Source organism: Marinomonas pontica (genome assembly GCF_036322735.1).
GTDB lineage: Bacteria > Pseudomonadota > Gammaproteobacteria > Pseudomonadales > Marinomonadaceae > Marinomonas > Marinomonas pontica.
Window position 1 is genome coordinate 317331 of sequence record NZ_AP027271.1, and the last position, 26784, is coordinate 344114.

General features: G+C 47.3%; 28 protein-coding genes. 16 read left to right on the top strand and 12 right to left on the bottom strand.

Annotated features, from left to right (window positions below):
* Window positions 1–76 precede the first annotated feature (76 nt).
* Complete coding sequence (locus AABA11_RS01470; RefSeq protein WP_265728344.1) at window positions 77–385, top strand: 4a-hydroxytetrahydrobiopterin dehydratase; 309 nt, start codon at window positions 77–79, stop codon at window positions 383–385.
* Between the two features lie 31 nt (window positions 386–416).
* On the opposite strand, the gene AABA11_RS01475 is transcribed toward AABA11_RS01470, so the two are convergent.
* A complete protein-coding gene (locus tag AABA11_RS01475; RefSeq protein WP_338264796.1) occupies window positions 417–980 on the bottom strand; it encodes a helix-turn-helix transcriptional regulator in 564 nt (187 codons plus the stop codon).
* A 218-nt stretch (window positions 981–1198) separates the two neighbouring features.
* Here AABA11_RS01475 and AABA11_RS01480 point away from each other — a divergent pair, with 218 nt between their 5' ends.
* Window positions 1199–2215, top strand: a complete 1017-nt coding sequence (locus AABA11_RS01480) for an alpha/beta hydrolase family protein (RefSeq protein WP_338264799.1) — start codon at window positions 1199–1201, stop codon at window positions 2213–2215.
* On the opposite strand, the gene AABA11_RS01485 is transcribed toward AABA11_RS01480, so the two are convergent.
* A complete protein-coding gene (locus AABA11_RS01485) occupies window positions 2212–3261 on the bottom strand; it encodes a helix-turn-helix domain-containing protein (RefSeq protein ID WP_338264801.1) in 1050 nt (349 codons plus the stop codon). The genes AABA11_RS01480 and AABA11_RS01485 overlap by 4 nt on opposite strands.
* A 149-nt stretch (window positions 3262–3410) precedes the next feature.
* On the opposite strand from AABA11_RS01485, the gene AABA11_RS01490 reads away from it, so the two are divergent.
* The 3 genes from AABA11_RS01490 to AABA11_RS01500 all read left to right on the top strand — a co-directional run bounded on the left by AABA11_RS01490 (window position 3411) and on the right by AABA11_RS01500 (window position 5053).
* Window positions 3411–3764, top strand: a complete 354-nt coding sequence (locus AABA11_RS01490; protein WP_338264803.1) for a DUF805 domain-containing protein — start codon at window positions 3411–3413, stop codon at window positions 3762–3764.
* A gap of 13 nt (window positions 3765–3777) precedes the next feature.
* Entirely contained in the window at window positions 3778–4344 is a 567-nt protein-coding gene (locus tag AABA11_RS01495) for a hypothetical protein (RefSeq protein WP_338264805.1), read from the top strand.
* A gap of 247 nt (window positions 4345–4591) precedes the next feature.
* A complete protein-coding gene (locus tag AABA11_RS01500; RefSeq protein ID WP_338264808.1) occupies window positions 4592–5053 on the top strand; it encodes a methyltransferase family protein in 462 nt (153 codons plus the stop codon).
* Between the two features lie 186 nt (window positions 5054–5239).
* Here the strand turns inward: AABA11_RS01500 and AABA11_RS01505 are convergent, their stop codons facing one another.
* Genes AABA11_RS01505 through AABA11_RS01520 form a run of 4 tightly spaced genes read right to left on the bottom strand, consistent with a single transcriptional unit; the run spans window position 5240 to window position 7473 of the window.
* The gene (locus AABA11_RS01505; RefSeq protein ID WP_338264810.1) at window positions 5240–5968 is read right to left on the bottom strand and encodes an amino acid ABC transporter ATP-binding protein; all 729 of its coding nucleotides are present in this window, start codon (window positions 5966–5968) and stop codon (window positions 5240–5242) included.
* Window positions 5955–6605 (bottom strand): amino acid ABC transporter permease, encoded by a 651-nt coding sequence (locus tag AABA11_RS01510; RefSeq protein ID WP_338264811.1) that lies wholly within the window; start codon window positions 6603–6605, stop codon window positions 5955–5957. Before AABA11_RS01510 ends, AABA11_RS01505 begins: the two co-directional genes overlap by 14 nt.
* A gap of 33 nt (window positions 6606–6638) precedes the next feature.
* Window positions 6639–7301 carry an amino acid ABC transporter permease gene (locus tag AABA11_RS01515; protein ID WP_338264813.1) on the bottom strand — a complete coding sequence of 221 codons (663 nt, stop codon included), beginning with the start codon at window positions 7299–7301 and terminating at the stop codon, window positions 6639–6641.
* A 10-nt stretch (window positions 7302–7311) separates the two neighbouring features.
* Window positions 7312–7473, bottom strand: coding sequence for a type 2 periplasmic-binding domain-containing protein (locus AABA11_RS01520; protein WP_338264816.1), 162 nt, complete (start codon window positions 7471–7473; stop codon window positions 7312–7314).
* Between the two features lie 202 nt (window positions 7474–7675).
* On the opposite strand from AABA11_RS01520, the gene AABA11_RS01525 reads away from it, so the two are divergent.
* The 7 genes from AABA11_RS01525 to AABA11_RS01555 all read left to right on the top strand — a co-directional run bounded on the left by AABA11_RS01525 (window position 7676) and on the right by AABA11_RS01555 (window position 15464).
* Window positions 7676–8494, top strand: coding sequence for a MurR/RpiR family transcriptional regulator (locus tag AABA11_RS01525; RefSeq protein ID WP_265728368.1), 819 nt, complete (start codon window positions 7676–7678; stop codon window positions 8492–8494).
* A gap of 125 nt (window positions 8495–8619) precedes the next feature.
* Window positions 8620–9816 (top strand): amidase, encoded by a 1197-nt coding sequence (locus tag AABA11_RS01530; protein WP_338264818.1) that lies wholly within the window; start codon window positions 8620–8622, stop codon window positions 9814–9816.
* A 4-nt stretch (window positions 9817–9820) separates the two neighbouring features.
* Entirely contained in the window at window positions 9821–11431 is a 1611-nt protein-coding gene (locus AABA11_RS01535; RefSeq protein WP_338264820.1) for a gamma-glutamyltransferase family protein, read from the top strand.
* A 14-nt stretch (window positions 11432–11445) separates the two neighbouring features.
* On the top strand, window positions 11446–12264 hold the full coding sequence (locus AABA11_RS01540) for a sulfite exporter TauE/SafE family protein (protein WP_338264821.1): 819 nt from the start codon (window positions 11446–11448) through the stop codon (window positions 12262–12264).
* A 9-nt stretch (window positions 12265–12273) separates the two neighbouring features.
* Complete coding sequence (locus AABA11_RS01545; protein ID WP_338264822.1) at window positions 12274–13494, top strand: pyridoxal-phosphate-dependent aminotransferase family protein; 1221 nt, start codon at window positions 12274–12276, stop codon at window positions 13492–13494.
* Window positions 13494–14720: an allantoate amidohydrolase gene (locus AABA11_RS01550; RefSeq protein WP_338264823.1), complete on the top strand. Its 1227-nt coding sequence runs from the start codon at window positions 13494–13496 to the stop codon at window positions 14718–14720. The genes AABA11_RS01545 and AABA11_RS01550 overlap by 1 nt, the downstream gene beginning before the upstream one ends.
* A gap of 378 nt (window positions 14721–15098) precedes the next feature.
* The gene (locus AABA11_RS01555; protein WP_338269626.1) at window positions 15099–15464 is read left to right on the top strand and encodes a cupin domain-containing protein; all 366 of its coding nucleotides are present in this window, start codon (window positions 15099–15101) and stop codon (window positions 15462–15464) included.
* A 60-nt stretch (window positions 15465–15524) separates the two neighbouring features.
* Here the strand turns inward: AABA11_RS01555 and puuE are convergent, their stop codons facing one another.
* From puuE to AABA11_RS01575, 4 genes are all read right to left on the bottom strand, one after another.
* The gene (puuE, locus tag AABA11_RS01560; RefSeq protein WP_338264824.1) at window positions 15525–16448 is read right to left on the bottom strand and encodes an allantoinase PuuE; all 924 of its coding nucleotides are present in this window, start codon (window positions 16446–16448) and stop codon (window positions 15525–15527) included.
* Window positions 16449–16618: 170 nt separating this feature from the next.
* Window positions 16619–18025 (bottom strand): ethanolamine permease, encoded by a 1407-nt coding sequence (eat, locus tag AABA11_RS01565; protein ID WP_148834439.1) that lies wholly within the window; start codon window positions 18023–18025, stop codon window positions 16619–16621.
* Between the two features lie 103 nt (window positions 18026–18128).
* Complete coding sequence (eutC, locus tag AABA11_RS01570; RefSeq protein ID WP_338264829.1) at window positions 18129–19016, bottom strand: ethanolamine ammonia-lyase subunit EutC; 888 nt, start codon at window positions 19014–19016, stop codon at window positions 18129–18131.
* A complete protein-coding gene (locus AABA11_RS01575) occupies window positions 19013–20449 on the bottom strand; it encodes an ethanolamine ammonia-lyase subunit EutB (RefSeq protein ID WP_265728379.1) in 1437 nt (478 codons plus the stop codon). Before AABA11_RS01575 ends, eutC begins: the two co-directional genes overlap by 4 nt.
* Window positions 20450–20699: 250 nt before the next feature.
* On the opposite strand from AABA11_RS01575, the gene AABA11_RS01580 reads away from it, so the two are divergent.
* The 4 genes from AABA11_RS01580 to AABA11_RS16655 all read left to right on the top strand — a co-directional run bounded on the left by AABA11_RS01580 (window position 20700) and on the right by AABA11_RS16655 (window position 24493).
* On the top strand, window positions 20700–21692 hold the full coding sequence (locus tag AABA11_RS01580) for a helix-turn-helix domain-containing protein (protein ID WP_338264832.1): 993 nt from the start codon (window positions 20700–20702) through the stop codon (window positions 21690–21692).
* 390 nt (window positions 21693–22082) lie between these two features.
* Window positions 22083–23168 carry an ABC-three component system protein gene (locus AABA11_RS01585; protein WP_338264834.1) on the top strand — a complete coding sequence of 362 codons (1086 nt, stop codon included), beginning with the start codon at window positions 22083–22085 and terminating at the stop codon, window positions 23166–23168.
* Between the two features lie 23 nt (window positions 23169–23191).
* Window positions 23192–24163 carry an IS5 family transposase gene (locus tag AABA11_RS01590; RefSeq protein ID WP_067038543.1) on the top strand — a complete coding sequence of 324 codons (972 nt, stop codon included), beginning with the start codon at window positions 23192–23194 and terminating at the stop codon, window positions 24161–24163.
* 120 nt (window positions 24164–24283) lie between these two features.
* A complete protein-coding gene (locus tag AABA11_RS16655; protein ID WP_420915709.1) occupies window positions 24284–24493 on the top strand; it encodes an ABC-three component system protein in 210 nt (69 codons plus the stop codon).
* Between the two features lie 299 nt (window positions 24494–24792).
* Here the strand turns inward: AABA11_RS16655 and tnpC are convergent, their stop codons facing one another.
* Together tnpC and tnpB are read right to left on the bottom strand one after the other, a co-directional pair.
* Window positions 24793–26343 carry an IS66 family transposase gene (tnpC, locus tag AABA11_RS01595; protein WP_338264682.1) on the bottom strand — a complete coding sequence of 517 codons (1551 nt, stop codon included), beginning with the start codon at window positions 26341–26343 and terminating at the stop codon, window positions 24793–24795.
* A 26-nt stretch (window positions 26344–26369) separates the two neighbouring features.
* Window positions 26370–26732: an IS66 family insertion sequence element accessory protein TnpB gene (gene tnpB, locus AABA11_RS01600; protein ID WP_338264837.1), complete on the bottom strand. Its 363-nt coding sequence runs from the start codon at window positions 26730–26732 to the stop codon at window positions 26370–26372.
* Window positions 26733–26784: the final 52 nt, after the last annotated feature.

The following is a 26784-nucleotide window of genomic DNA, read 5'->3' on the forward strand; positions in this document are numbered from 1 at the left end:
AAATGCTTGGTTCTACGAATCCCTTTTGCACTACAGTGTAAAAGGGATTTTTTGCATTGATACAGAGGAAAAAAGAATGACGCATCGAAAACTTGAACCACACGAGATAGAGCAAGCACTCCAACAGCTCAATTCAGCAGGGTCACCAGATTGGACTTTAGACAATGGCAAACTCACTAAAACCTTTAAATTTAAAGACTTTCAGCAAGCGTTTGGGTTTATGACTGTGTGCGCGATGTACGCAGAAAAAAAAGACCATCATCCAGAATGGTTCAACGTTTACAGTACGGTGAAAGTGCAATTGACCACTCACGATGTGTCTGGAATATCGCTGAAAGACATCGACCTCGCCAAAAAAATGGAAGCCACGGCATCGCGTGGCTAACGTCACTTTTTTGTCTTAGATAAAAAGACGCTTAGTGGATCAAAATAGCCGACAGTAATTGGCTAGAAGTAGGCACCAGGCCGACTTTAAGATCGAAGGGCTTAAATACTTTGTTAATGATTTCGGCCGTGTAATTGCCTTTGTCATTTTCAATTTCAGATAACGTCTTGCGAGACACTCCTGTTAACTCAGTGTACGCATCCTGTCTTAGCCCCAACACCCCGACGCGTAATTCTCGTAATGCCGCGCCTTGGGTTATCTCATCCATAAGCAAGCGTTTAATGATCAGGTTAATCGCGATCAACTGCTCTTCTTTTGTCATTGGCGTGAGGCTTTTGGAAGCACGTTGACGGTTAGTGTTGCTAGTTTCCGCATCAAGGCTCTCAGCTTGCTTGAGACGACTTTTTTGGTCGACAATTGACGGAGTAATATGCGTGTTGGTTTCTGCTGCTTTCGGCTTGTCGGCTTTTTTTTCTTTGCTGTGTTTCTTTGCTTCCAGCTTCTCTTGCTTCTTCTTTTTTAGCTCATTCTTTTTGGACTTCGCCTTGTGCTTTTTCATCGGCTGAGCGCTCTCTAGTTGGTCCTTCATTTTCATTATGTCGTCTCCATAAGCGGTGTTAGCGGTTTATCTATTGCTAGGGTACGAAATTAATATGACAGATAAGTAACAATAGACGATTTTCTTAGGTGTATTTTTTCAGGCTTTTAATCGCCTTGTTTTCATAACGTCCTCAATCCTGTTTTAGGACGTATTACTCCTATTTCCCTTTCAAAATGACTTTTTTTAAAAGCACTTTGAAAGGAAATATCATCATGAAACGATTTGCGTGTTTTGTTTTTTTAGTCGGCTGCTGGTCTGTGAATGCTTCTGCGTATTCGGTGGGTTTTGATCAGGTTCAGTTATATACAGACAACAATAGGCCGTTAAAAGCCAGTGTTTGGTATCCATCACAGACGACCTTTCCCACTGAAAAAGTTGCGGAAAATGCGGCGTTTTTGGGAACCAATGTAGTACGAGTGGGAACGCCTCAGGCGGGTAAGTTTCCGCTGGTAGTGATTTCTCACGGTTATCGTGGCAATTGGCGTAATCAGAATTGGCTTGCAACGAAATTAGCTCAAGACGGTTATGTTGTGGCGTCGCTTGATCACCCTGGAACCACGTCGTTTGATCATTCTGCGCAAGCAGCGGCTCAGTGGTGGCAGCGTGCAGGTGACTTATCGCGTTTGTTGGATTGGTTGTTAAACGAGTCTTACCTATTGCCAAATATCGACGCTAATAACGTTACTGCAATTGGCCATTCATTGGGCGGCTGGACGGTGATGTTGCTAGCGGGTGCGCAATTTGATCGTGATCAGTTGAAGCAAGAATGCAGCCTGAAAGCGAGTTCTCGTGTGTGTGGTTTGAGGGCGGAACTTGGCCTAGAGCAAGTGCAAGTGGGCGAACCAACGGGCAGTTTGCAAGACACGCGAATCAAGCGAGTGGTTTCATTGGATTTAGGCTTGGCGCGTAGCTTTTCCCGCCAAAGCTTACAGCGTTTCACCATTCCGACATTAATTCTCGCGGCCGATGTCGATATTGGTGATTTACCTCAAGCAGAAGAGTCCGGTTTTCTCGCCCAATATATTCCTAAAAATCATCGCCAATACATAGTTTATCCAGACGCCGCGCACTTTAGCTTCATGCAGCTTTGTAAGCCCGGTGCCATTGAGTTGATCGAAGAGGAAGAGCCGGGCGATGGCATTGTTTGCCAAGACGGCCATGACAGGTCACGAGATGAACTTCATCAGGTGATGTATCAAGACATCGTTCGATTTATCCACGCTTCTTAACTCTTCTTGTTAGCGCGCCGAAAGGCGCTCGGTGTTTGTTGCGTCACGCGAGAAAACTCTCGATGGAAGTTCGATTTCGTCTGAAATCCGGAATCTAAATAGATTTGGGTGATGGTTTTGTCGGTGGATAACAGCAGTGATTTGGCGCGCTCAATACGGTATTCGTTCACGACTTGTGAGATGTTGCGACCGTAAACTTGGTTGATCGCGGCGGAGATCTGACGCGCAGGAATACAGGCTTTTCTAGCGAGTCGATCGAGCGTGAGATCTGGGTCGAGAAACACGTCTTTGGTGGTCAGCAAAACATCGATTTTGTGAGCGATATCGTGCACTTCATCGTCCGACAACGATTGGGTCGACGTCTCTTTTGGCGCGTCAGTATTTGCCATTTTGGCGTTGCTTTGGGCGGTGTCGACACTGCTGGGTGCCATGCTCAAACTCAATAAAACCACCGTAATGCCCAAAACGGGCAGCAACACAGCATGACCAATAGCGAGAATGACCTGAGCATGTTGACCGGCAAAAACAGCGAAGTCGACCGCCAAGGCTCCGTCAATAAGCGCAGACATCAACAGCATGGCGCCGGCGATGCGTTCGGCTTTTAGTGCGTTATCCATGTCGGATAAACGCACTTGCTCAGGTAAGTCGGACGCTTTGAAAGACGCTCGTATCAATGCCACGCCATAACCCACATAAAGCAGCGTTAACATTGGGTCCAAAGGCGGTCGCCAGAATGGATAGGTGAAAGACGCCAAGGTAACGAAGACCGGTGGTAAAAGGTGCCAGACTTTAAATTTATGGCGCTGATGAGCACTTGAGAAACAGTACCAAGCCGCAACAGGGATACACGAAGCCAAAATGGGTTGCAGCAATCGCAATAATGCGTAATCAAACGTCCAGCGTAAACCCACGACCGTTGTTGTTAACGCGCATAAAGCGACAAATATAAACGCGGATTGCGTGGTGTCTTCTCTGCGAACAAATAATAAAACCGCCAATATCGCCAGCAGTAGGGCAACCACAAAAGGTAAGGGAATAGCGATCATTTTGGCTCCATTTTTTACTGCTCAGATCTTTATTATGTCCTAGATCCTTATCGAGAACGTCCTTAAACCTGATTTAGGACACGAATCTTTCTTTCACAACGTACTTTTTAACCTTCAGTGTCACTTTGGGTTAGACAAAGGAGAAAAGTATGAACTGGTATCTTGATGCGTGGAAGCGTTATGCGCAATTTTCTGGACGAACATCGCTAAAAGCATTTTGGATGTTCTTTTTGGTGAACTGCTTGATCTCGGTTGTGTTTGTTGTGTTGGAAATAGTCTTTCAATCGACATGGAAAATAGAGGCGCTTTATAGTTTGTTGGTTTTCTTACCTATGCTGTCTTTGACTGTACGTAGGTTGCATGACACCAACCGTTCGGCTTGGTGGTTGCTGGTGGTTTTGGTACCTGCTATAGGCATGCTTGTTTTGCTCGTGTTGTTGGCTTTGCCAAGTGAGTCGAACAAGGATTTTGGCAATTATCCACAAAACAAAGCCATGCTATAAACAGGAGCCAAACATGAAATTTGTTAATAACTTACCCCACTTATCCACCATGTTATGCTCAGTTTTGCTACTTTTTTTGGTTTCTGCGTGTAGTAGTGAAGCAAAAAACACGAATGAAAGTAACTTAGCATTTTCAGATGACGTAAAAGCCGTGGTCTACATAGAGTCGCCGAAAGTTGGGACTTTATTGCAGCTGCGAGGTATCGCAGGAAAAGGCGTGTTGATTGCCAAAAAAGACAATCGGCAAGAAGAGCAAACAACGTGTGTTTCTTCACCGATTCGACTCGCAGCAGGTGACTTCGGTGGTGACAGCATTGGGATTCAGTCAGCAGAGCCGATTCGACTGCTTATCTACTCCGATAAGGTCGCAGAAAAATTGGTGGGAGGAGATGAAGTCGTCAGCGAGCATTATATTATTACCGATCAAAACGGTGCCGGACTTGGCGACATCAAAATCGAATCGGGTTTAACGCTCAGTTATGGCTTTGTTCTTAACCCCGGCGAATGGTCTTGGTCGTCGGTATTTGGCTTGGATCACGACGAAGTGGATTGTGGACTGTTAAAAAGGTTAGCATTATGAAATGCTGATCTGAGCGTTGTTGTCAGAGCTGGTGATTTTTATTTAACTTAGTCAAAATGTCGAAGCACACGATGTTGGCAATGAGTAAATGGTCACCTTCAGTGCGAAAGACAAAGCCCTGCCAATTAAGCAAGCTCTGGGAAGTCCACTATATAAAATGTGGGCCATTGGGATGCTATCCAGAGCCACTACTGAACGTCTTTATGGAAAAATCGCTTGGTGCTGTTGATGATCAAAAGAGAGTGTCATGAAAAACCTTGAGCTTAAAATTCCCCCTGTTGTCTTGGTCGCGGTCGTTGCTGTTGCTATGTGGGCGGTGTCGCGTATTGCGCTGAATTCACATTTCACCTTTCCCTATGTGGAATGGTGGTCGGCTGGTTTGGTATTGCTTGGTATTTGTATCGCCATTGCGGGAGTTTTACAGTTTAGAATGGCTGGAACAACCGTTGACCCTAGAGTACCAGATCAATCAAGCAACTTGGTGGTGAGTGGGATTTATCGTTATAGCCGTAATCCGATGTATTTAGGCTTTTTACTGGCGTTGTGTGGATGGTGTGTATTTTTAGGCAGTCTGGTTTCTGTGTTGTTTTTGCCTGTTTTTATCCTTTATATGAATTGTTTTCAAATTGTACCAGAAGAGCGGTTTATGCAAGAAAAGTTTGGGGCGTCTTATCGTCAATACCGATCGCAGGTGCGCCGCTGGATCTAAAGTCAGAGTCAGCCTGTGCTGTAACGGGCTTCAAGTTGGTGCCGATTAAATTGCGTATGGTAACGGAATTCGCATTAGGCATATTAATCAATAGGATCTGGGGTACATTCTCCAACGCACCATGAGGTGTTTTTTTAAGTACCGTCATGATGCCTTGGCTGTGTATTGTTCTGGGCCTTCGTATTCTTAAAGCACAGCCCCCATAAACTGTTTCAATTCATCGGTTTGCGGGTTAGAAAGTACGGTTTTAGGATCGCCTTGTTCCCAGACTTTGCCTTGGTGCATGAAGACAACTCGGCTGCCGACGTCGCGGGCGAAGTTCATTTCATGAGTCACCAACACCAAGGTGATGCCTTCTTTTGCCAGTTGTTCGAGTACTTTTAATACTTCGCCAACCAGTTCAGGGTCTAGGGCTGAAGTAATTTCATCGCACAGCAAGACCTTTGGCGACATGGCCAAGGCGCGGGCGATGGCGACACGTTGTTGCTGGCCGCCAGACAGTTTTTCTGGGAAGCTGTCGAATTTTTCTGCCAGTCCTACTTTCTCTAACATGGCGCGAGCGGTGGCTTCGGCTTCGGCTTTGCTTTTCTTCAACACAATTGTTGGTGCAAGCATGACGTTTTCGCCAACTGTCATGTGTGGGAATAGGTTGAAGTTTTGGAAAATCATACCGACGCTAAGCGCAAGACGACGTACTTGAATGTCTTCGGTGGTGACTTCTTTGCCGTCCACCGTGATGCCGCCTTCTTGGTATTGCTCCAAGCCATTGATGCAGCGCAGTAGAGTACTTTTACCAGAACCACTTTTGCCGATGATAGACACCACTTCGCCTGCTTTGATGTCGAGATCAATGCCTTTGAGCACATGATGATCGCCATAGTATTTATGGACTTGATGTAGGTTAACGAGAGACATTGAATTTTTTCTCCAGATGCTTGCTGTACAAAGACAATGGATAACAGAGTACAAAATAAATAAGAGCGACTAGGGTGAATATTTTGAAGGGTTCAAAGGTGGCATTGTTTAACATGGTGCCGACTTTAGTCAGTTCGACAAAACCAATCACCGATGCCAACGCGGTACCTTTAATTACCTGAACAGAAAAGCCGACCGTTGGTGCCGTCGCGACACGAATCGCTTGCGGCAAGATAATATGTCGTAGAGTTTGTAAGAAGCTCAAGCCCAAACAGCGGCTTGCCTCCCATTGGCCTTTTGGCAATGTGTCGATGCAGCCACGCCAGATTTCCACCAAGAAGGCGCTGGTAAAAAACGTCAGCGACAAAATGGCGGCGCTCCACGCTGAGATTTCGTAACCCAGCATGGACAAGCCAAAAAAACATAAGAACATCTGCATCAGCAAGGGCGTGCCTTGAAACAGCTCCACATAGATTTTGACGATGCGTTGCATCACTGGATTACGCGTTAAGCGCATAGCCGTTAATGTCAGCGCGACGGTTGTGCCACCGATAAACGCCGCCAGTGACAATAAAATCGTCCATTGTGTCGCAAACAAGAGATTGCGCAGAATGTCGTAGTTAGAAAATTCGATCATTGAGTGTTCCTCATTTTGCTTATTGAATGCTTTTTAATTGGACGTTCGATAAGCAAATAGGCGTTTCCCTAAAGCGTTGAAAGCAAATCGCAGCAGAATAGACAAACCAAGGTACATCAAGGCGGTCACCAAGTAGCTTTCAAAAGCTCGGAAATTACGTGATTGCACAAGGTTGGCTGCGTAGGTTAAATCTTGCACTGAGATCTGAGATATCACCGCAGACCCCAGCATAACGATGATGCATTGGCTGGTAAGTGCTGGGTAAATCTTTTCAAAAGCCGGAATGAAAATCACGCGCGTCAGTGTTTGGCGAAAGTTCAGACCTAACACTTTTGCCGCCTCGATTTGTCCTTTTGAGATACTGGCAAGACCGGCACGAATGATTTCTGTGCTGTATGCGCCAAGGTTAATCGTCAGTGCGATCATGCTGGCTTGCCATGGTGACAACATCATGCCAATGGCAGGCAGGCCAAAAAAGATAAAGAACAGCTGAACAATAAAGGGTGTATTACGAATAAGTTCCACATACACACTGACAACTCGTTGACCTGCTCGGTTGCCGTATTGGCGTACGGTCGCGCAGACCGTACCCAATACCACTCCCAAGATCGTTGTCAGTACAGTGAGCTCAACAGTGGTTTTTAAACCACTGAGGAACACGTCGCTGTATTGCAATAGATCAGAGAAATACAACATAACAAAAGCCTTATGCGCCGAAGCCTTTAGGTAGTGGTGCTTTTAACCATTTCATCGAAATGTCGTTTAGTTCACCCGATGCCAAGGCGCCTTTGATCAGTTCGTTTACTTTGGCTTGTAATGCTGTTTCGCCTTTTGCCATACCGATGTAGCAAGGGGAGTCTTTCAACATGAATTTACTTTCTAGGACACCGGCTGACGTTCACCGAAGGAGGGCGGTGAGCGTCTATCGTACTTTTTTGCGCCATAATGAATCGTAGTGGCTTTGTTTTGGTGCAAAACGTCACTGCTAACCGCCAAATCAATAATCTAAGTTGGCAGCTAAACGATAATCCATTACCGTAGAGCAAAATATCCCGAACCGAGGTTTATACGTGGCGACAAAGCAGGATGTACTATCCCTGATCGAGCAAACTTACCCAACGCTTTCTCCATCAGCGCGATCCATAGCAAACTATTTACAACAGAATCCCTTAGCGATAGTGAGCCAAACGTCGGCTGAAATTGCGGAAAACACCAACACATCAAAAGCGACCGTGAGTCGTTTCTTTCGTCAGCTTGGCTACGATTCGCAACAAGGCGCGAAGCAAGCGCAACTAGCTCTGCGCGAAAGTGGTGTACCAATATTCACTCAAGGCTCGTCTTTGGATCAAACCGCGCAAGAGCTAAAAAACCTATCGCTTACTTTTGAAGGCTTGCGTCCTGACACCCTGAACGAGATCAGCGAGCGTCTAGCCAACGCCAGCCGCGTCACCTTAATTGGCTTTCGCAATGCTTATCCATTAGCGTTGCATTTCCGTCAGCAGTTGCAACAAGTGCGTCATTCTGTGCGCTTATTGCCGCAACCAGGCCAAACGCTAGGGGAAGACCTGCACGATATTCTGGATGATGAAGTGATTGTCCTTTTGGGCTTCCGACGTCGTACCCGCCAGTTCAAACAAATCGTAGAAGCCTTGCAAGGCCGAAACACCGTATTAATCACCGACCCAACAGGTCAGGTTTATAACCAACAAGTGTCTCATGTGTTGGTTTGTCACCTAGGAAACGAAAGCCCATTCGACAGCTACGCCGCGCCCATGAGTTTGATTTCCATGTTATGCAATCGCGTGTTTGGCTTTTTGGGTGATGCAGCCAGCCGTCAGACGCAGGCAATTTCAGCCCTATACGAAGATTTGGATGAACTAGAACCTTAATTTCTAAGAGAGAATACACCCACACTGTTTGCGGCATTTTTTAGAAAATAGCAGAATTATTTTTTGTTTCAGTTGACAGGGTGGTGAAACGATTGTTTCATATGTTTTACTCAAGCGGAGGACATATGAAACATTTCATCGCAGACAATCCCTTTCTAACACTCTCCAAATCGGTTTGGAGTGATACTTCAACGACCGATGAAAGCGCGGCGTTAAGCGGTTTACGTTTGGCGGTGAAGGACTTGTTTCATATGGCCGGATTGCCGACTTCGGCGGGTAATCCTACTTGGCTTGCTACTCATGCTATTCCAATGGCCACTGCTTCCAGCGTTGCTTCTTTGTTAAACGCGGGCGCTGTTTTTTGCGGTAAAACCATGACGGATGAGCTGGCTTACAGTCTCAATGGTCAAAATATTCATTACGGCACGCCGGAAAATCCGGTGACGCCAAATCGTCTCCCGGGCGGATCGTCATCGGGTTCGGCGGTGGCGGTGTCATCGGGTCTTGCTGACATTGGTTTGGGCACCGACACGGGCGGCTCGATTCGTGTGCCAGCAAGTTACAATGGATTGTTTGGATTACGCCCGACCCATGGCGTGATTCCAGCCGATAACATGGTCGCCCTCGCGCCGTCTTTTGATACGGTGGGCTGGCTTACCAAAGACCTAGTGACTTTAGAAAAAACCGCCAAAACACTTTTTCACAGCAAAACCCACACAGTATTCTCTAACGTATTGATCGCCAAAAACTTAATGGATCAAGTGGCGCATGTGAAAGAACTTCATCACCAGCTTCAAACATGGCGCGAACAAGGTCGTTTTCCCAAAGAATCTTCCATCGTAATCGACACGCAAGCATGGAAAACCAGCGAGACATTTAGAACCCTACAAGGCGCAGAAATTTGGCATGAACATGGCAAGTGGATAACGGAAATCGGTGCGTTGGAAAAGGGGAAGGCGGTTTTTGCGCCAGACATTCAGTTGCGTTTCGAGTGGAGCCAAACCATTTCGGCCGCCGACGTTGCCGCTGCAAAACAGCAAAGACAGCGCTTTACCGATTGGCTGGAAAATGAAATCGAAGGATCGGTGCTTATCATCCCAACCACACCGGGTTTAGCGCCTTTGTTTGATGCGCCAGACGACGAACTCGCCGTTTATCGAAACCAGCTCATGGACATTACGGCCATCGCGGGATTGGCTGGTTTGCCGCAATTGCATTTACCCGTTTGTACTTTACAGGGCGCGCCATGTGGCTTGTCTTTGGTGGGTTCAAAAGGCACCGATTTGGCGTTGATTGAATTCGCAAAAAAATTAATGGAGTAGCGTCATGAAACAGAACGACATCGCGTTTACGGCGCCGCATTTTAAAGCCACAGAGACAGGGCGAAACATCCTAGAACAAGGCGGCACCGCAATAGAAGCCATGGTGGCGGCCGCTGCGACGATCGCCGTGGTGTACCCGCACATGAATGGCTTGGGTGGCGACGGATTTTGGTTGATCAGCGAACCGGGTAAAATGCCAATCGGCATTGATGCTTCAGGTAAGGCAGCGCAACTGGCGACACTGGATTTTTATAAAGGCCACGACAGCATTCCAGCACGAGGCGGAAAAGCCGCATTGACTATGGCGGGTGCCGTTGCAGGCTGGCAAGAAGCCTTGGCAGTGAGCCAAGAATGGCAAACCGCCGCCAAGGCAGATAACTTGTCGTTAACGACCTTGCTGGACGATGCGATTCAATTAGCGAAGAACGGCAGTGAGGTGACAAAAACCTACGTCGATGCCAGCAAGAAAACCTTTGCCGGCTTGGTAGACGTTCAGGGTTTTGCTCCGTCTTTTTTAAAGAACGGCAGCCTGTACGAACAAGGCGATAATTTGACCTTGCCAGTACTGGCACAAACGCTGGAACAACTCGTAGAAAAAGGCTTAGAGGATTTTTATCAGGGTGATATTGCCGCGCGATTGGCGAAAGACTTGGCGACGGCTGGTTCTCCGATTCGCTTGGCGGATTTTGAATCTTATCAGGCAAAACGCGTTGCGCCTTTAAAGGTTAAAACCAGTGTAGGCTCGCTTTATAACTTGCCAGCGCCCACGCAAGGTATCGCGTCTTTATTGATTTTGGCCCTGTATGACAAGTTGTATACGCAAGGGAAAAGCGCCACAGACATGGCGCATTTGTTGATTGAATGCACCAAGCAAGCCTTTATTGCCCGTAACCAATTTGTCACCGATGAATCGCGTTTGGCAATGGACTTGTCGTCTTTGTTGGATGAAGAACAGCTAGAAAAAATGTGTCATGAGATCGCCTTAGAACGTGCGCAACCTTGGCCGCATCAAGCGAAACATGGCGACACTATCTGGATGGGCGCCTGTGACAGCGAAGGCCGCATGGTGAGCTACATCCAGAGTTTGTATTGGGAGTTTGGCAGCGGCGTGGTCAGTTCTTCTACGGGTATTGTGTGGAATAATCGTGGCTCGTCGTTTTCGCTAGATAAACACTCGATCCAAGCACTTTCGCCGAATTTAAAGCCTTTTCATACCTTGAACCCCGCGTTTGCTGAACTAAACGATGGCCGTCGTATGAGTTACGGCACCATGGGCGGTGAAGGCCAGCCGCAGACGCAAGCCGCGTTGTTTAGTCGTTATGTGTATCACAATATGCCATTGGATAAAGCCATCAGCGAAGGTCGTTGGTTGCTCGGTCGAACGTGGGGCGATGTCAGTCATAATTTGAAAATCGAGCGGGACTTTGCGGATATCGCCGCCGAGGAATTGGTGAAACGCGGGCACGATCTAGTCATCGTTGACTCGTGCAATGAATTAATGGGCCACGCGGGTGCGGTGGTGCTTCATCAAGATGGGCACACCGACGCTGCGACAGACCCACGCAGTGATGGCTCGGCCATCGATAGTCGTTTTATTCGTAATAATCTCATTTAGGAGCAAACAGAAACATGTCATTCATAATGGAAAACTATTCCATGATTCTCGCCATGATGGCCACGGGTGTGGTTGGCGGTATTTTAGCCGGTTTGTTGGGCGTTGGCGGCGGTATCGTTATCGTACCGGTGTTGTTTTTCTTGTATCAAGGCTTGGGTGTGAGTGCGGATACGGCCATGCTGGTGGCGACCGCCACGTCTCTTGCAACCATTATTCCGACCTCGATTAGCTCGATTCGTGCCCATAAAGCCAAAGGCAATGTGGATTTCGATTTGTTAAAACGTTGGGGCTTTTTTATCTTCTTAGGCGTAATGATTGGTAGTTTTGTGGTAACGCGTGTGGATGGGCAATGGCTGACTTTATTGTTCGGTATTCTCGCGACCTTGTCTGCGCTCAATATGTTGCTGGGCAAAAAAGACAGCATGTTTAAATCTTTACCGGGCAATGCTGGCCAAGGCGTGATGGCAACGTGTGTTGGCTTTTTTAGCTCCATGGTAGGAATCGGTGGTGGCACCTTGACGGTTCCTATGCTGACTTTCTGTAATTATCCGGCGCACCGTGCGGTTGGTACCGCCGCCGCGGTGGGTTTGATCATTTCATTGCCAGCGGCCTTGACCATGTTGATATTCGGTGAAAGCCCGATTGATTCACCTTTTGGTACTGTTGGTTTGGTTAACTTGATTGGCGCTGCGTGCATCATTCCGCTAACCGTTTTGTTTGCTCCTGTTGGCGCGGGATTAGCGCATCGCCTAGACGCAGCCAAATTGAAGAAAGTCTTCGCTGTCGTGTTGATTTTTACTGGTATCAAAATGCTTTATCAGGTTTTAGGTTAGGAGATCATTATGCAGCCGCTTTCATTACCTCCAAGATTATTAATGGGCCCCGGCCCGATTAACTGTTACCCACGAGTGTTGTCAGCGATGTCCACTCAGCTAGTGGGACAATACGATCCCACCATGACCAGTTACATGAACGAAGTCATGGCGCTCTATCGTCGTGTTTTTAATACTCAGAATCAGCAAACCTTTTTGATCGATGGTACGTCTCGGGCAGGTATTGAAGCGGCTTTGGTGTCTTGTTTAGAACCTGGCGATAAAGTACTGATTCCTATCTTTGGTCGTTTCGGTCACTTGTTGGCTGAGATTGCCGAGCGCGCTGATGCGGAAGTTCACACCATCGAAGTGCCTTGGGGGGAAGTGTTTGATCCTCAGCAAATCGAAGACGCGATCAAGAAAGTACAGCCAAAATTATTGGCGATTGTACAAGGTGACACCTCGACCACCATGTTTCAGCCATTAGAAGAATTGGGTGATATTTGTCGTGCCCATGATGTGTTGTTTTACACCGATGCGACGGCATCGATTGGTGGTAACCCGTTGGAAGTGGACGCGTGGAAAATCGACGCTGTGTCAGTGGGTTTGCAAAAATGTCTTGGTGGCCCATCAGGCAGTGCGCCAATTACATTGAGTGATCGCTTTGTGTCTTGTGTACGCAAACGCGCCCATGTGGAAGCGGGGATTCGTGATGCGCATCACCAAGGTTCGTCTGGCATGCGTATTCGTTCGAACTATTTTGATTTGCCGATGATTATGGATTACTGGGGAGAAGAGCGTCTGAACCATCATACCGAAGCGGCCACCATGTTGTTCGGTTCTCGTGAATGTGCGATTCAGCTACTTAGCGAAGGTCAAGATGCGGTAATTCAGCGCCATCAGTTAGCAGGCGATGCCATGCTGCAAGGCGTTCTAGCCATGGGCTTGAAGCCATTTGGTGACTTGAAACATAAGATGACCAATGTCGTGGGTGTACACATTCCAGGGCACGTTGATGGTGAACAAATACGTCATGATTTGCTAAATATCTTTAACATTGAAATCGGCACCAGCTTTGGTCCATTAAAAGGCAAGGTTTGGCGTATTGGCACCATGGGTTACAACGCTCGCCAAGACGCTGTATTGCATACCTTGCAGTCGCTAGCAACCGTACTTCGTCGTGCTGGTTTTGCGTTACCAGCCGGCGCTGCGGTAGACGCGGCCATGTCGGTTTACGCAGGAGAAAAATAATGACAGATTACGGCAAACTCGCTCAGTTGGTCATGGACCGCTGTGACGAACTTGGCAAAATCAGTCAAAGCGACGATTGCCTAGATCGTCGTTATCTCACCAAAGAACACAAACAAGCCAATGGATTGGTGGGCGGCTGGATGCAAGAAGCAGGCATGCAAACCTGGCAAGATGAAGCCGGTAATCTATGGGGACGCTGGCAAGCAGCCGACCCTGATGCACCGCGATTTATCATGGGCAGTCATTTGGATACTGTACCAAACGGTGGTCAATACGATGGCATGTTGGGTGTTATTACGCCGGTTACCTTGATCGCTGCGATGAAAGACGCGGGTGTTTGTTTGCCGTTTCATCTGGATGTAGTGGGTTTCGGCGACGAAGAAGGCACGCGTTTTAGTTCAACCTTGCTTGGCAGTCGTGCTCTAACGGGACAATGGCCTGCAAGCTGGGCCGATGTGAAAGGCAGCGATGGCATCAGTTTATCGCAAGCACTGAAAGACTTTGGTTCGGACTTCGCGAGCATTCCCAACGCGGCCATCGCAACCGATAACTTACTGGGTTACCTTGAACTGCACATTGAGCAAGGGCCAGTTCTAGAAGATTTAGACTTGCCCGTCGGCGTGGTCAGTGCCATCGCCGGGGCAAAGCGCTTTGAATTTAATATTACCGGCATGGCAGGACACGCGGGCACTGTGCCAATGAATCTGCGCCAAGATGCCCTTTGCGCCAGCAGTGAAATGATTCTTGCTGTGGAAAAAGTCGCTCAAAATCATGGCATAGTTGCGACTGTTGGTCGTATTCAGAATCGCCCCAATGGTGTGAACGTCATTTCTGGCAACACCGGTTTTTCCCTTGATATTCGCAGTGAATTTGATGACAAACGTGACGTCGCGCTCGATGAAATCTTGCTGGAATTAGACGCCATTGCCGCCCGTCGTAATGTGCGTATTGAGCGTAAAGCGACCCATGCTGCTGATGCGGTGCATTGTGACGCCAAGCTACAAGGCGTATTGCGCAAAGCAATTGAAGTGCAAAACATCCCCGTTCACACCTTGTTCTCTGGCGCTGGCCATGACGCCATGGCGATTGCCGACATTTGCCCCGTGGCCATGCTGTTTATGCGCTGCGACAAAGGCATTAGTCATCACCCAGCGGAAGCGATTGATACGCCAGATGTGGCCGTGACCTTGGCCGTACTTAACGAGACATTACAGAATTTGGCCTAAAGCTTTTTTGGGCTACTCCGAATAACGCCTCGCTCCCCGAGCAGGCTCGAAGAATCGCTCTGGCGTTATGCGGAGTAGCTGGTTGTGTGTGGCGTAACGCCCCGCTCCTGTTGGACTTTACCCAGTATCACGCTTCGCTCCCCGAGCAAGCTCGAAGAATCGCTCTAGCGTAATTCTGGGTGCAGTTTGTGATGGGCGGTTGGATAATCGTTCTAGCGTTGTAATACGAATACACGAAAAAGGCTTCCATGCGTTTAATTGGCGCTGACGTGTCGAGGAACGAGACAATACGCAAGCCAATTGAATTGCATGGAAGCTTATGATGACGGTAAACGAGCAGACTAGAACTTATAAATTTGGTAAGTAGAGAGAATTTTGATGATTTTTACGCGTATTTTTAACGATGATCAGGGAAAAAGTCATTTCGGCGATTTGAATATTGATGTCCGTGATGGTGGCCCCATTGGTTTCTTGTCGGAGCGTTTTCCAGCGGGTGAGATGATTTTTCGTGAGACTCCAAGCGACTACGATTTTAAATGGCATCCAGCGCCGCAGCGTCAGCTTTTGTTCATTATAAAAGGCCGTTGTGAGTTTAAAGTGTCGTCTGGTGAAACCCGCCAATTTGGTGCAGGTGATGTGGTTTTGTTAGAAGACACAGAAGGCGAAGGCCATTGCAGTAAGGCATTATTCAACGAAGTAAGACATTCTATTTTTGTTACTGTGCCCGAAGACGTGGTGTTTTAGGTCGTTTTATCCGCAGAAGAATGGCGATTTTCTCTAAAGGGAAATCGCCATTTTTTATGCTCAAGCGGGCGGATGATTTTCTATCCAGTGATCAGCGATGTCTTCGCGGCGGGCGATCCAGACGTTGTCGTGGGATTGCACGTAATCTAAGAATTTCTTCAGTGCCATGAAACGGCTTGGTTTGCCTAATGTTCGGCAATGCATGCCGATGGACATCATTTTCGGTGCCGTGGCGCCTTCTTCGTACAAGCAATCAAAGTTGTCTTTCAAGTATTGGAAGAATTCCTCGCCATGATTAAAGCCATAAGGTGAGGAAAACTTCATGTCGTTGCAGTCGAGCGTGTACGGTACGATAAGGTGCGGTTTGCTGCCACCATCAGGCGTATCGACCTTCACCCAATAAGGTAGGTCGTCGCCGTAGTTGTCCGAGTCGTATTTAAGTTGAGGCTGTTCTGCGACCAAGGCGCGAGTATTGGGTGAATCGCGTCCTGTGTACCAACCAGCAGGTTTAACGCCAGTAATTTCTTCTATCAAGGCGAGCGCTTTTTGCATGTGTTCCCGCTCTTGTTTGATTGGCATGTCTTGGTAGTGAATCCATTTTAAGCCATGGCAGACGATTTCGTGTTGGCCTTCCACAAAGGCTTTTGCCACTTCTGGGTTACGCTGCAATGCCGTGGCGATGGCAAAAACCGTCAGCGGCAGTCCGCGTTTTTCGAACTCGTTAAGGATACGCCAAACGCCAGTGCGGGAACCGTACTCGTAAAGGGATTCCATGCTCATGTGGCGGTCTTTGAAAGGCTGCGCGCCGAATATTTCGGATAAAAAGGTCTCGGCGTGTTCATCGCCATGAAGAACGCAATTTTCTCCGCCTTCTTCAAAATTTAAAACAAACTGAAGAGCCACTCGGGCATTGTTTGGCCATTTTACGTTGGGCAGCCCTTGGCGACCATAGCCGGCGAAATCACGTTCTAAATAATGTTTCATTGTGTTGTTTCCATATTATTGACTGAATGACCAAAAAAGAGGTAATTGCCTGTCACTTAGCTCTCTTTTTTCATGCAATTACTATGCACGATATTGTTTCCTCCCAGAACGAAAAAGCCCCGCATTAAATGCAGGGCTTTATTTTTTTAACGGAGTGTTATGCTGGTCTATTACGCCGTAGCGGCAAGGTCCGCTTCCGCGGCGGCCAGCATGTCGAACTCTTCTTCAGGCGTTTTCGCTACAAGGCGGTTTTTGCTGTACAAAAAGTAGTAAGCAGCGCCGATGGCGAACAATACCAAGGTGTAGAAAAACGCGCGTGGATCGTAAGCGTACACACCGGTCAAAGCCAACAGTGACAACAAAAAGGCGATGGATGACGTCACGATGCCACCCGGTGTTTTGTATGGGCGTTCCATGTCTGGTTGTTTGATGCGTAATAAGATATGGCTAAGCGCCATCAAAGCATAAGACACCGTCGCGCCAACAACCGCCATGGCCAACATCAGGTCGCCTTCGCCCGTCAAAGACGCAAGGAAGCCCAATACGCCCGGTACGATCAAGGCACGAGCAGGTACTTTGCGTTTGTCTGTTACAGATAGGCTCTTTGGAATGTAGCCTGCGCGAGACAAGGCAAACACCAAACGGCTGTACCCGTAAATGATAGAGAAGAAAGACGCGATCAAACCAGCAAGACCCAATACGTTGACCGCCGTGCCTAGTGATTCATAGCCTGCAAAGTTCAAGGCATCGACCAGTGGAACTGCGCTCTTACCCATGGCGTCAGCGCCAGCGGCACCGGCTAATAAAAACACCACCAAAAGCGCCGTGAACAGTAAGAAGATCATCGCGCCGATAATGCCTTTAGGCACATCTTTCGCTGGGTCTTTGGCTTCTTCCGCTGCTAAAGGCACGCCTTCAACCGCTAGGAACAACCACATGCCAAATGGCAATGCCGCCCAAACGCCATACCAACCCATTGGCATAAATTCCGATGCACCAGCGGCGTCGGTGACTGCCACGTCAAACAAACGAGCCGTGTCAAAATCACCAATCAAGGCCACCGCCGTGGCTAAGATGGCGATCACCGCCAAACCACTGATGACCATCATGACTTTTAATGCTTCGCCAGCACCCGCTAAATGAATGCCGATAAAGACAAGATAAAACGCGGCGTAGACCCAAGGTCCATTAAAGCCTAACAAGGCTTCTACCGCAGAACCGATAAAGATAACAATGGCCGCCGGTGCCAATGCGTATTCAATTAACACCGCCAAACCGGTTAAATAACCGCCCGTTGGCCCCATGGCTTGGCGAGCAAAACTGTAACCGCCGCCTGCTGCTGGGATAGCGGCAGACATTTCCGCCAACGACAACACCAAGGTCAGATACATCACCGCCATCAGCGCTGCTGCGATTGCAAAACCGCCCCAGCCCGCTTCCGCAATACCGAAGTTCCACCCGGCGAAATCACCAGAGATAACGTAAGATACCCCCAAACCCGCAAGCAAAATCCACCCTGCGGAGCCTCGTTTTAGCTGGCGTTTTGCCAGATACTCTTTGTCTAATTGATCACTCATAGTTGTTCCTTTTATGCTTTTGTTAAGTGGTTTATTGGTTGTTTTTTGCCCTTTGGGCTTATAGTTTTCTGGTGTTTTTCGTACGCTTTTTGGTTCAGTTCCCTCAGGATATGAGGAAGTTCTTCGACTCCTTTGATGTGTCTATGATTAAGTCGTCATCTGATCGGTCTTTGAGCTTTACGCCAGACAGCTTCAGAGTTTGAGCTTCGTTTAATAAATAAAAGGCTTTGCGAGCGGCTTCTTGGTACACCAAGCCCGCTGGACGAACGTTGGAAATGCAGTTGCGATAGGCATCAGTCAGACCGACTTTACCGCCCCACGTGAGGTACAAACCTAAGCTGTCGGGTGAGCTCAGTCCCGGACGTTCTCCCACTAGCACTAAGACGCACTTGGCATTGAGTCGCTCACACACATCATCGCCAATGGCGACGCGGCCTTGCTCGACAAAACAAATGGGCGCGAGGCTCCAACCGTTCAGATACCCCGCAAGCGCCTGTAAAAAGGGCAGGGTATTTTGCTCTATCGCCAGCGATGACAAACCATCGACCACAACAATAGCGAGGTCATATTGTTGCGAGGTGGACGCTCGGTGTTCGTCTAGTATGTTGGCCGATTCTTCATCTAGCCTGCGGCCATAATCTGGACGCTGCAAATAGATTGCGCGGTCCGTCGCGCGACTGTGCAACAGTAGGGGGGCACAGTGTGTCGTCCAATCTTTTGCCCAGTCTTGGGCGGTTAATTGCGCGGCCAAACCTGCCGAATCCAGTTGCGTATGAACCGCATCAATCGCCTGCGCATGAGCAAGCTGAAACGCCAGTAAATGTTTGGTCGGCACACTGATACCAGAGCGACCCAGACCCACGCGCGCGTCTGTGAAGGCATTGAGTTTGCTCCAAGCGTTTTCCGTCACAGGCTCATGCTGTTCTGTCACCGCTTCTGCATGAGGGTGTGTCGGAAAAGAATGATCGTTTGGGTAGTCGTCTTGGCTCATGAAAGTCCTCCAATCATGCGATTGAGTGATTTATGGAACGCATCGGGCAGCTGGTGGTTGAGCGTGAATTGCTCGTTGTTCTTGAATATTTCCATCTTGGCGAGCCAAAGGTCGAATTCAGGCGCGGGTTTTAAACCCAAGGCGCGACGAGCGTACAAGGCATCATGAAAAGACGTTGTCTGGTAGTTCAGCATGATGTCGTCGGAACCGGGGATGCCCATGACAAAGGTGCAACCCGCGACACCTAACAGTGTCAATAAATTATCCATGTCGTTTTGATCGGCTTCGGCGTGGTTGGTGTAACACACATCGCAACCCATGGGTAAGCCAAGTAGCTTGCCGCAGAAGTGGTCTTCTAAACCCGCGCGGGTGATTTCTTTGCCATCGTATAAGTATTCTGGGCCGATAAAGCCAACAACGGTATTGACCAACAGCGGATTGAATTTACGGGCCACAGCGTAAGCGCGGGCTTCGCAGGTTTGCTGATCCAAACCGTGATGGGCGTTGGCGGACAAGGCGCTGCCTTGGCCCGTTTCGAAATACATGACGTTGTTGCCGACTGTACCGCGATTCAGCGATAACGCCGCGTCTTGGGCTTCTGCTAAGTTAGCGAGATTAAAACCAAAACTGTCGTTGGTGGCTTGGGTACCACCAATGGATTGGAAAACCAAATCCACGGGAGCGCCTTGGTCAATGCATTCGATGGTGTTGGTAACGTGAGTCAACACACAGGATTGCGTGGGAATATCATAATGCTGAATGACTTCGTCCATCATTCGAATCAAACGAGTGGCTTGCTGCACATTGTCGGTCGCTGGGTTGATGCCAATCACCGCATCGCCGTTGGCGTAGAGCAAACCGTCTAACATACTGGCCGCGATGCCGGTTAAATCGTCCGTTGGGTGGTTTGGTTGTAAGCGCGTCGACAAATGCCCCGGCAACCCTATGGTGTTACGAAACGCGGTTTTGACATGGCATTTTTTGGCAACCAAAATCAAATCTTGATTGCGCATTATCTTACTCACTGCGGCGGCCATTTCGGGTGTCACGCCCGGACGAATCTGAGTCAGTACCTCGCTGGTGGCCAAATCGCTGAGCAACCAATCGCGAAAACCGCCAACCGTCAGATGGGAAATAACAGCAAAGGCCGCTTTGTCATGATCGTCTAAAATGAGCCGCGTAATTTCATCGGCTTCGTAAGGCACAAGCGCCTGCTCAAGGAAAAGACTCAGCGGCACATCGGCCAGTGTCATTTGCGCGATAGCCCGTTCTTCTGCGCTGTCTGCTGCCACGCCCGCTAAACGATCACCGGAACGCGCTGGTGTGGCTTTGGCCATCAGATCCGCAAGGTCGACAAAGCCGAACGTGCGTTCGCCAACAATATTGCGGAATTGAAAAGTGTTTCGTTGAAAAGTCGAATGTGGCTTGCTCATAACCTAATCTCGCGCTTTACTGGTCTTGTGTTAACCCCTAAAAAAGACACTTGTATACATGAAAAAGGGGCATAATTTTTGCATTTTTATCGGGATAAATTGCTTCATTTATTCCGTTATCTAACCTTACGCAACTTCATAAGGTGACGTTATCGAATAATGGCAAGATTAATAAACACTAATTATTTCAGTCATTTAGTGCTTTTATTTCTTATTTTCTACGGTCTAACGAGTGCAAATAGGTGTGGTTATGTTGAATTCTTCGATCGATGCACCAAAAAGGGGCTTTTCCTCGACTGTGTCGGAAGCTGATCTATCGAATGTTAGATTGTCAGAAGCGCACGATGCCGACTTGCACGCCAGTAATTTGACCAATTGGCAACAAGAATACGACCAAACCAGCCGCGGCAGTTTTTATGGACGCATTGTTGAACTGCCGTTTGATGGATTGCAGGTATTTTGCGAACACACCAGTCAGGCGTTGCAGCAAAAATGCGTAGTATGGCCAGATTCTGTCTGGCTGGGCATTCCGCTGGCCCATCAAGAAGAAAGCCGCATTAATGGTTTAACCGTTCGCCAAGACACCATAATGTGTCGCCCTGGTGGCTGTGATTTTCAACTATCGACACCGCAAGACTATGATTTATATGGTTTAGTTGTGGATCGCTCGAAGCTGATTAAGATGGCATCGATTCATGGTGTGGAGTTGAATTGGAAAGAACTCACCGAATATGGCCGCCTTGGCGTGCCAGCCAAAACATTAGAAGAAGTGCGCTTTGTGCTCGCGCGTTTGCTCTCGGTGCAAAACAAAACCACGCCGTCTAGATTGCAGCAGGACATCGTAATGATGGCGCTGTTGGAAGTGTTAAAAGAAGAAACGCCGCAACCTGCTAAAACACAAAGTTATTTTCACCGTAAAAAAGTCGTCGACTGCGCCCGTCAGTTTTTGGATCACCACCTTGATGAAGCCGTAACGGTCACCCAACTGTGTGAAATTGCCAACGTCAGCCGACGCACCCTGCAATACAGCTTCGAAAGCATCCTCGGCGTCAGCCCGATTCAATACCTGCGCATCAGCCGACTAAACGGCGTGCGTCGCGCCCTTGTCAAAGCCGACAAAAGCCAATCCGTCAGCGACATCGCTGCCCAATGGGGATTCTGGCACCTAAGCCAGTTTGCACAAGACTACAAACAACTCTTTGGCGAAAGCCCGTCTACCACACTCGCAGGTTTGAATGATTGAAAAAACAACAACGGCTTTATCGTATTTTCAGACGACCAAAACCTGACTTGGCTTGTCCAAGAAACAATCAAAAATCTGACTTTTGCGCTGGTAGCAGATCATAAAGACCTTTAGAATCAATCGATAAGAATATTGGCAGACGAAATAACATACTGCGCTTTCTTGAAAGAAAGACGATACAACCCTCGTACTCGGATTTCCAATTAATCTATCTGTGGAAAAATAAAAAGCACTATAAAATCAGTTTTTTATAGGGATTCATATGGAAATTTAAAATAGTTTAGATGCGCAAGCGCACTATTAACATGTTACATTTCACGGCAGGTTTAGGCAGAGTTGTCAAAAGGAGTAGGAAAAAGATGTTAGTGGTTCATAAAAAGGAAAAGTCAAATGATTGAAGTCATTTCTCAGCAAAATAAAAAGAACCTAATCCTATTTGTTCATGGATTTTGCGGAGGAGAAGCGACCTGGAGGAATGGCGAGGCACGATCCTTCCCTGAATTATTCTCCGATGATTTAGAAATATCAGAAAATTATGACATAGCCCACTTTTCATACTTCACCAAGTTACTAAACCTTTTTTCCAAGGCGGGTAAAGTTTCTACGCTTGTTAAGCGTATGTTTAGAACTTCACATGGAAAACTAGCTAACAACATAAGTATTGAGGAAATCGGAAACTTACTTAGAACTGAAATCCGGTTTAAACTACAAGCATATGACAATATTATCATTGTTGCTCATAGCATGGGCGGGTTGGTAACTAAAAGTGCTATTACAAAAGATATTGAAGAAAAGAAACCATCAAAGATCAAACTCTTTATCTCATTGGCCGTACCCCACCAAGGAGCAGAGGCAGCAACTTTTGGAAAATTGATAAGTGAAAACCTTCAGATAGAAGGACTTTCACCACTCAATGATTTTATTCACAAGATAAATGATGAATGGCTAAAAACTAGCTTAAGGCCAGCCACAAAGTATTTCTACGGTGTGCATGATTCGGTTGTCAAAAAAACAAGCGCCGTTCCGATAGATAAAGAAAAATCGGATGCAATATCAGTAGATGAAGATCATACCAGTATTACGAAACCCGAGAACCACGCTAGCACGATCGTCATGGCTGTCAAACAATTAATATTAGACTTTGAAAAGAGTGATCCTGGGATATCAACACTTGAACTAAAACAGCTTGAAGATGAAACCGACTTTGACGATGAACTGTTTGTCTTAAAATTAATTTCTGCCGATATACATAACACTACAATAAGAGAAGCCAAGGAAGCCTTTCTAAATGCAGAATATATAAGGAAAATATTTAGTAGCGCTTCGGATCAAAAGCGACTAGTTGAATTATATGCAAAAATACGCAAGGTTTATCAGAATAGCTACACAAAATATATTCATGACGGCATCCCAAATTCTGGATTATTGTTAGGGAAACTGCGATTAAGTCCCCAATATGAGACAATGCCGATCTGACCATTACCTCAAGACCGAATGACATGAATCAGCTTTCCTTCGCCGATACCGAATTTACCAGCAAACGCCGCAAGACTCGCAAAGAGCTCTTCCTTGGTCGGATGAATGAGCTGATTCCATGGCTACAGCTCGAAGCTCAGATTGAGCCGTTTTACCCAAAAGCTGGCAATGGTCGGCGTCCATACCCTCTCGCTACCATGCTGCGCATTCACTTTATGCAGAACTGGTACAACATGAGTGATCCAGCGATGGAAGATGCCCTTTACGAGATCACCTCTATGCGGCTGTTTGCTGGCCTATCATTAGAAGGTGCGATCCCAGACCACACGACCATCATGAATTTCCGTCACCTGCTTGAGAAGCATAAGCTGGGTCGTAAACTCTTCAAAGAAGTAAACAAATGGCTGTCTGATTCTGGCACCTACTTTAAAGAAGGGACAATCGTTGATGCGACGATTATTGAGGCAGCAAGTTCCACCAAAAATAAATCTAATGCACGCGATCCCGAAATGCACCAAACGCAAAAGGGAAAACAATGGTTCTTTGGCATGAAAGCTCACATCGGTGTTGATGCAAAGCGTGGGTTAGTTCACAGCTTCACCACGACGCCTGCCAATGATCACGATTTAAACCAGTTGACGGAACTTCTTCATGGCAATGAGTCATTTGTATCGGCGGACTCTGGCTACCGTGGCGTAGAAAAGCGCACAGAAACAAAAGATAAGAATGTCGATTGGTTAGTAGCTGAGATGCCCAGCAAGATACGTGCTTGGAAAAAGCACCCCCGCCTCAACAAGCAGCTGATCCGAACGGAATACTTAAAGGCGAGTATCCGAGCGAAAGTCGAGCACCCGTTTAGAATACTGAAATGCCAGTTTGGGTTCCGCAAAGTCGTCTACAAAGGCCTGTCTAAAAATGACAACAAACTCGCCGTGCTGTTTGCACTTGGAAATTTGTTACGAGTAGATCAGATGATACGTTCTGCACGGGGTTAATCCGTCCAAATAACGGTTGTAAGGTGCTTGAAGTACCTTACAAGTGGGTTAAGTGGTGATTAAATGTCGCTTCTGAGGAAATACTGTCACAAGCTGAATGTCAGCTAAAAATTGTCTTACTTGTTCGTATGTTCCTTAGCGGATGTACACGAAACTATCATTAAAGAAGATAAGAAATTTTTAGATACGTTTATTCTATTTATAAACGCCATCCACAAACAAGGAATGCTCCACCAACTAGCGAACTCAAAAGATGAAAATATTTGGTGGGTAAAAGACGGGGCAGCAGAATCACTTAGAGGCCTCTTGGCGGGGGGTGTAGGTGAATAAACTTCCATTTATTCAGCCGGAACGGGAGCTGCACTATAATTTAGGCATACTTCTCTTGATACTCGGGAGCCTTGCGCAAACGTCCAGAAATAAGAGTAAGCGTGCGGTAAACCACACATAGGCCGCGTTAATTTTTTATTGCCATAAAACTTGTATCTGACACGTGATTGTAATAATTTAAGATTTGACAGAGGGTAAATGGATTTACCTATGCCTCCAGGACGGAGGCTCTGTCTCTTTTCAGGAAGATTCAAGGCTGCATGGATGCAGCGGGAAGATTTTTATCTTTATTCTCAATCTTAAGTCAGCTTGATATTCCACGGCAATAATTCTTCCATGTCATCGTTTTCTTTTCTTCTCGGCAGCTCTTCAAACAATCTTACTAAGTAATCATAAGGGATAAGCCCATTGGCTTTGGCTGTTTCTATTATGCTGTAAAGCGTTGCACTGGATTTTGCACCATTCCCCGTATTGGAGAACAACCAGTTTTTGCGTCCAATCACGAAGGGCTTGATGGCGCGCTCCGCTCGGTTGTTATCGATGTTGATACGATAATCGGTCAAGTAAACGCTCAGTTTGTCCCATTGATTGAGATTGTATTGGATCGCTTTGCTCAATAAGGATTTCGGTGGCACTTGTTGAGCCGATTTTTCAAGCCAGGCTTTGTAGTTCGCTAAGACTTCGGGCGCTTGCTCCTGACGGATTTTAAAGGCGGCTTCTGCATTGTCAGCCTGTTGGGCCAACGTCTCGATAGCGTACAGCTTTTTGATGTGATTGATCGCCATCGTTGCTTTTCCTGACTTGCCTTTCGGCATGCCTTTTTCCGCTTCAATAAACTTACGACGTGCATGTGCCCAGCAACCAGCCAGCTTGGCTTGGGTCGATTCGTACGCTTGGTAGCCATCGACATTAAGATAGCCATCGAAGCCTTGTAAAAAGTCGACGGCGCATTGCCCACTTCGTGTCGGTTGGTAATCGTATAGGACGATATTCGGGATCGGATTGCGTTTGTCTGGGGCATCTTTGCCTGTGCAATACACCCACATGTAACATTTCGAACGAGCTTCTTTGATCACATTGAGGGTGGTTTCATCCGCTTGGATAACGGACTGTTTCAGTAATTCTTGATGCAGCCGTTCATAAAGCTTCTCTAAGGCATCGGCACATTTTTTCATCCAATCTGACATGGTTCGTCGGCTCAACTCGATACCGTATTGCTTAAATAAGGTTTCTTGTCGATAGAGTGGTAAGCTGTATTGGAATTTGCCCGTGATAATCTGACTCAGCAGACTAGGGGTCGCGATGCCTTTGGGGATAATGCTCGGTGGCACAACCGCTTGCTTAATCGCATTCTGGGTGCCTGTTTTCTCACACTCACGGCACGCGTATTTAGGGCGAACCGTTTCGATGACCTTGAGTTGAGCCGGGATAAAATCAAGCTTTTCAGAACGGTCTTCACCTATGCGATGAAGTGCACCTTGGCAACATGAGCAGACTTTGTCTGACTCAGCGATATCCAGTACAACCGTTTCGCGAGGTAAATCCTTTGGCAGGGGCTGACGCTTAGGTTTCGAGCGAGTGTAAGAGACGGTCTGCGTTTCAGTCTCCGTGTCGATGACATCAGATTCGGCCGCCATTTCATCAAACAACTCACCTTGCCCAGGTGAGGTTTCCGAGCTTTTGCCAAACTGCTTTTGCTGCGCCAAACGCCACTGCTCTAAAATGAACGTGTATTTCGATTGCCACTGTGCAAGCTGCGAGTCTTTTTCACCCAACAGCCGAGCTTGCTCAAGCAAGATAGCCTTGAGTGACTCAACGTCATTGGGTAAGTTTTCTGGAAGCATTTTCATGGGTTGGATTATACCAACCTAATGGGTTATTCGTCATGATATCGATAGGTTAAATGCGGATGAGCCTCTTGAGAGTGAAGAGGCAAACCATCCAACAACCAATTAAGTTGTCGATGGGATATGTGCCGCGATAAATGTTCATCCTCAATGCCAGGCCATTGGAAAGAGCCTTTTTCCAATCGTTTGTAATGCAACCAAAAACCATTATTAGACCATTGCAATATTTTAATCTTGTCACGAGCTCGCCCACAAAAGACAAAAATGTGCTCACTACAAGGTTCTTTTTTAAGATCGTAGGCGACAATATTGCAAAGTCCATCAATGGCCTTACGCATATCGGTTGGTCCACAAATGAGAGTAACGTTAAGCTGGGAAGACGCGGTAAACATGAGTCTGTTGCTCTGATTTAAAAGACAACAGATTTTAAGGTGTTTGAAGATA

What these genes read in the sequence shown, in the direction of transcription:
- AABA11_RS01470 (WP_265728344.1), top strand. Translation starts at nt 77, where the DNA reads ATGACGCATCGAAAACTTGAACCACACGAGATAGAGCAAGCACTCCAA.
- AABA11_RS01475 (WP_338264796.1), bottom strand. Translation starts at nt 980, where the DNA reads ATGAAAATGAAGGACCAACTAGAGAGCGCTCAGCCGATGAAAAAGCAC.
- AABA11_RS01480 (WP_338264799.1), top strand. Translation starts at nt 1,199, where the DNA reads ATGAAACGATTTGCGTGTTTTGTTTTTTTAGTCGGCTGCTGGTCTGTG.
- AABA11_RS01485 (WP_338264801.1), bottom strand. Translation starts at nt 3,261, where the DNA reads ATGATCGCTATTCCCTTACCTTTTGTGGTTGCCCTACTGCTGGCGATA.
- AABA11_RS01490 (WP_338264803.1), top strand. Translation starts at nt 3,411, where the DNA reads ATGAACTGGTATCTTGATGCGTGGAAGCGTTATGCGCAATTTTCTGGA.
- AABA11_RS01495 (WP_338264805.1), top strand. Translation starts at nt 3,778, where the DNA reads ATGAAATTTGTTAATAACTTACCCCACTTATCCACCATGTTATGCTCA.
- AABA11_RS01500 (WP_338264808.1), top strand. Translation starts at nt 4,592, where the DNA reads ATGAAAAACCTTGAGCTTAAAATTCCCCCTGTTGTCTTGGTCGCGGTC.
- AABA11_RS01505 (WP_338264810.1), bottom strand. Translation starts at nt 5,968, where the DNA reads ATGTCTCTCGTTAACCTACATCAAGTCCATAAATACTATGGCGATCAT.
- AABA11_RS01510 (WP_338264811.1), bottom strand. Translation starts at nt 6,605, where the DNA reads ATGATCGAATTTTCTAACTACGACATTCTGCGCAATCTCTTGTTTGCG.
- AABA11_RS01515 (WP_338264813.1), bottom strand. Translation starts at nt 7,301, where the DNA reads ATGTTGTATTTCTCTGATCTATTGCAATACAGCGACGTGTTCCTCAGT.
- AABA11_RS01520 (WP_338264816.1), bottom strand. Translation starts at nt 7,473, where the DNA reads ATGTTGAAAGACTCCCCTTGCTACATCGGTATGGCAAAAGGCGAAACA.
- AABA11_RS01530 (WP_338264818.1), top strand. Translation starts at nt 8,620, where the DNA reads ATGAAACATTTCATCGCAGACAATCCCTTTCTAACACTCTCCAAATCG.
- AABA11_RS01535 (WP_338264820.1), top strand. Translation starts at nt 9,821, where the DNA reads ATGAAACAGAACGACATCGCGTTTACGGCGCCGCATTTTAAAGCCACA.
- AABA11_RS01540 (WP_338264821.1), top strand. Translation starts at nt 11,446, where the DNA reads ATGTCATTCATAATGGAAAACTATTCCATGATTCTCGCCATGATGGCC.
- AABA11_RS01545 (WP_338264822.1), top strand. Translation starts at nt 12,274, where the DNA reads ATGCAGCCGCTTTCATTACCTCCAAGATTATTAATGGGCCCCGGCCCG.
- AABA11_RS01550 (WP_338264823.1), top strand. Translation starts at nt 13,494, where the DNA reads ATGACAGATTACGGCAAACTCGCTCAGTTGGTCATGGACCGCTGTGAC.
- AABA11_RS01555 (WP_338269626.1), top strand. Translation starts at nt 15,099, where the DNA reads ATGATTTTTACGCGTATTTTTAACGATGATCAGGGAAAAAGTCATTTC.
- puuE (WP_338264824.1), bottom strand. Translation starts at nt 16,448, where the DNA reads ATGAAACATTATTTAGAACGTGATTTCGCCGGCTATGGTCGCCAAGGG.
- eat (WP_148834439.1), bottom strand. Translation starts at nt 18,025, where the DNA reads ATGAGTGATCAATTAGACAAAGAGTATCTGGCAAAACGCCAGCTAAAA.
- eutC (WP_338264829.1), bottom strand. Translation starts at nt 19,016, where the DNA reads ATGAGCCAAGACGACTACCCAAACGATCATTCTTTTCCGACACACCCT.
- AABA11_RS01575 (WP_265728379.1), bottom strand. Translation starts at nt 20,449, where the DNA reads ATGAGCAAGCCACATTCGACTTTTCAACGAAACACTTTTCAATTCCGC.
- AABA11_RS01580 (WP_338264832.1), top strand. Translation starts at nt 20,700, where the DNA reads ATGTTGAATTCTTCGATCGATGCACCAAAAAGGGGCTTTTCCTCGACT.
- AABA11_RS01585 (WP_338264834.1), top strand. Translation starts at nt 22,083, where the DNA reads ATGATTGAAGTCATTTCTCAGCAAAATAAAAAGAACCTAATCCTATTT.
- AABA11_RS01590 (WP_067038543.1), top strand. Translation starts at nt 23,192, where the DNA reads ATGAATCAGCTTTCCTTCGCCGATACCGAATTTACCAGCAAACGCCGC.
- tnpC (WP_338264682.1), bottom strand. Translation starts at nt 26,343, where the DNA reads ATGAAAATGCTTCCAGAAAACTTACCCAATGACGTTGAGTCACTCAAG.
- tnpB (WP_338264837.1), bottom strand. Translation starts at nt 26,732, where the DNA reads ATGTTTACCGCGTCTTCCCAGCTTAACGTTACTCTCATTTGTGGACCA.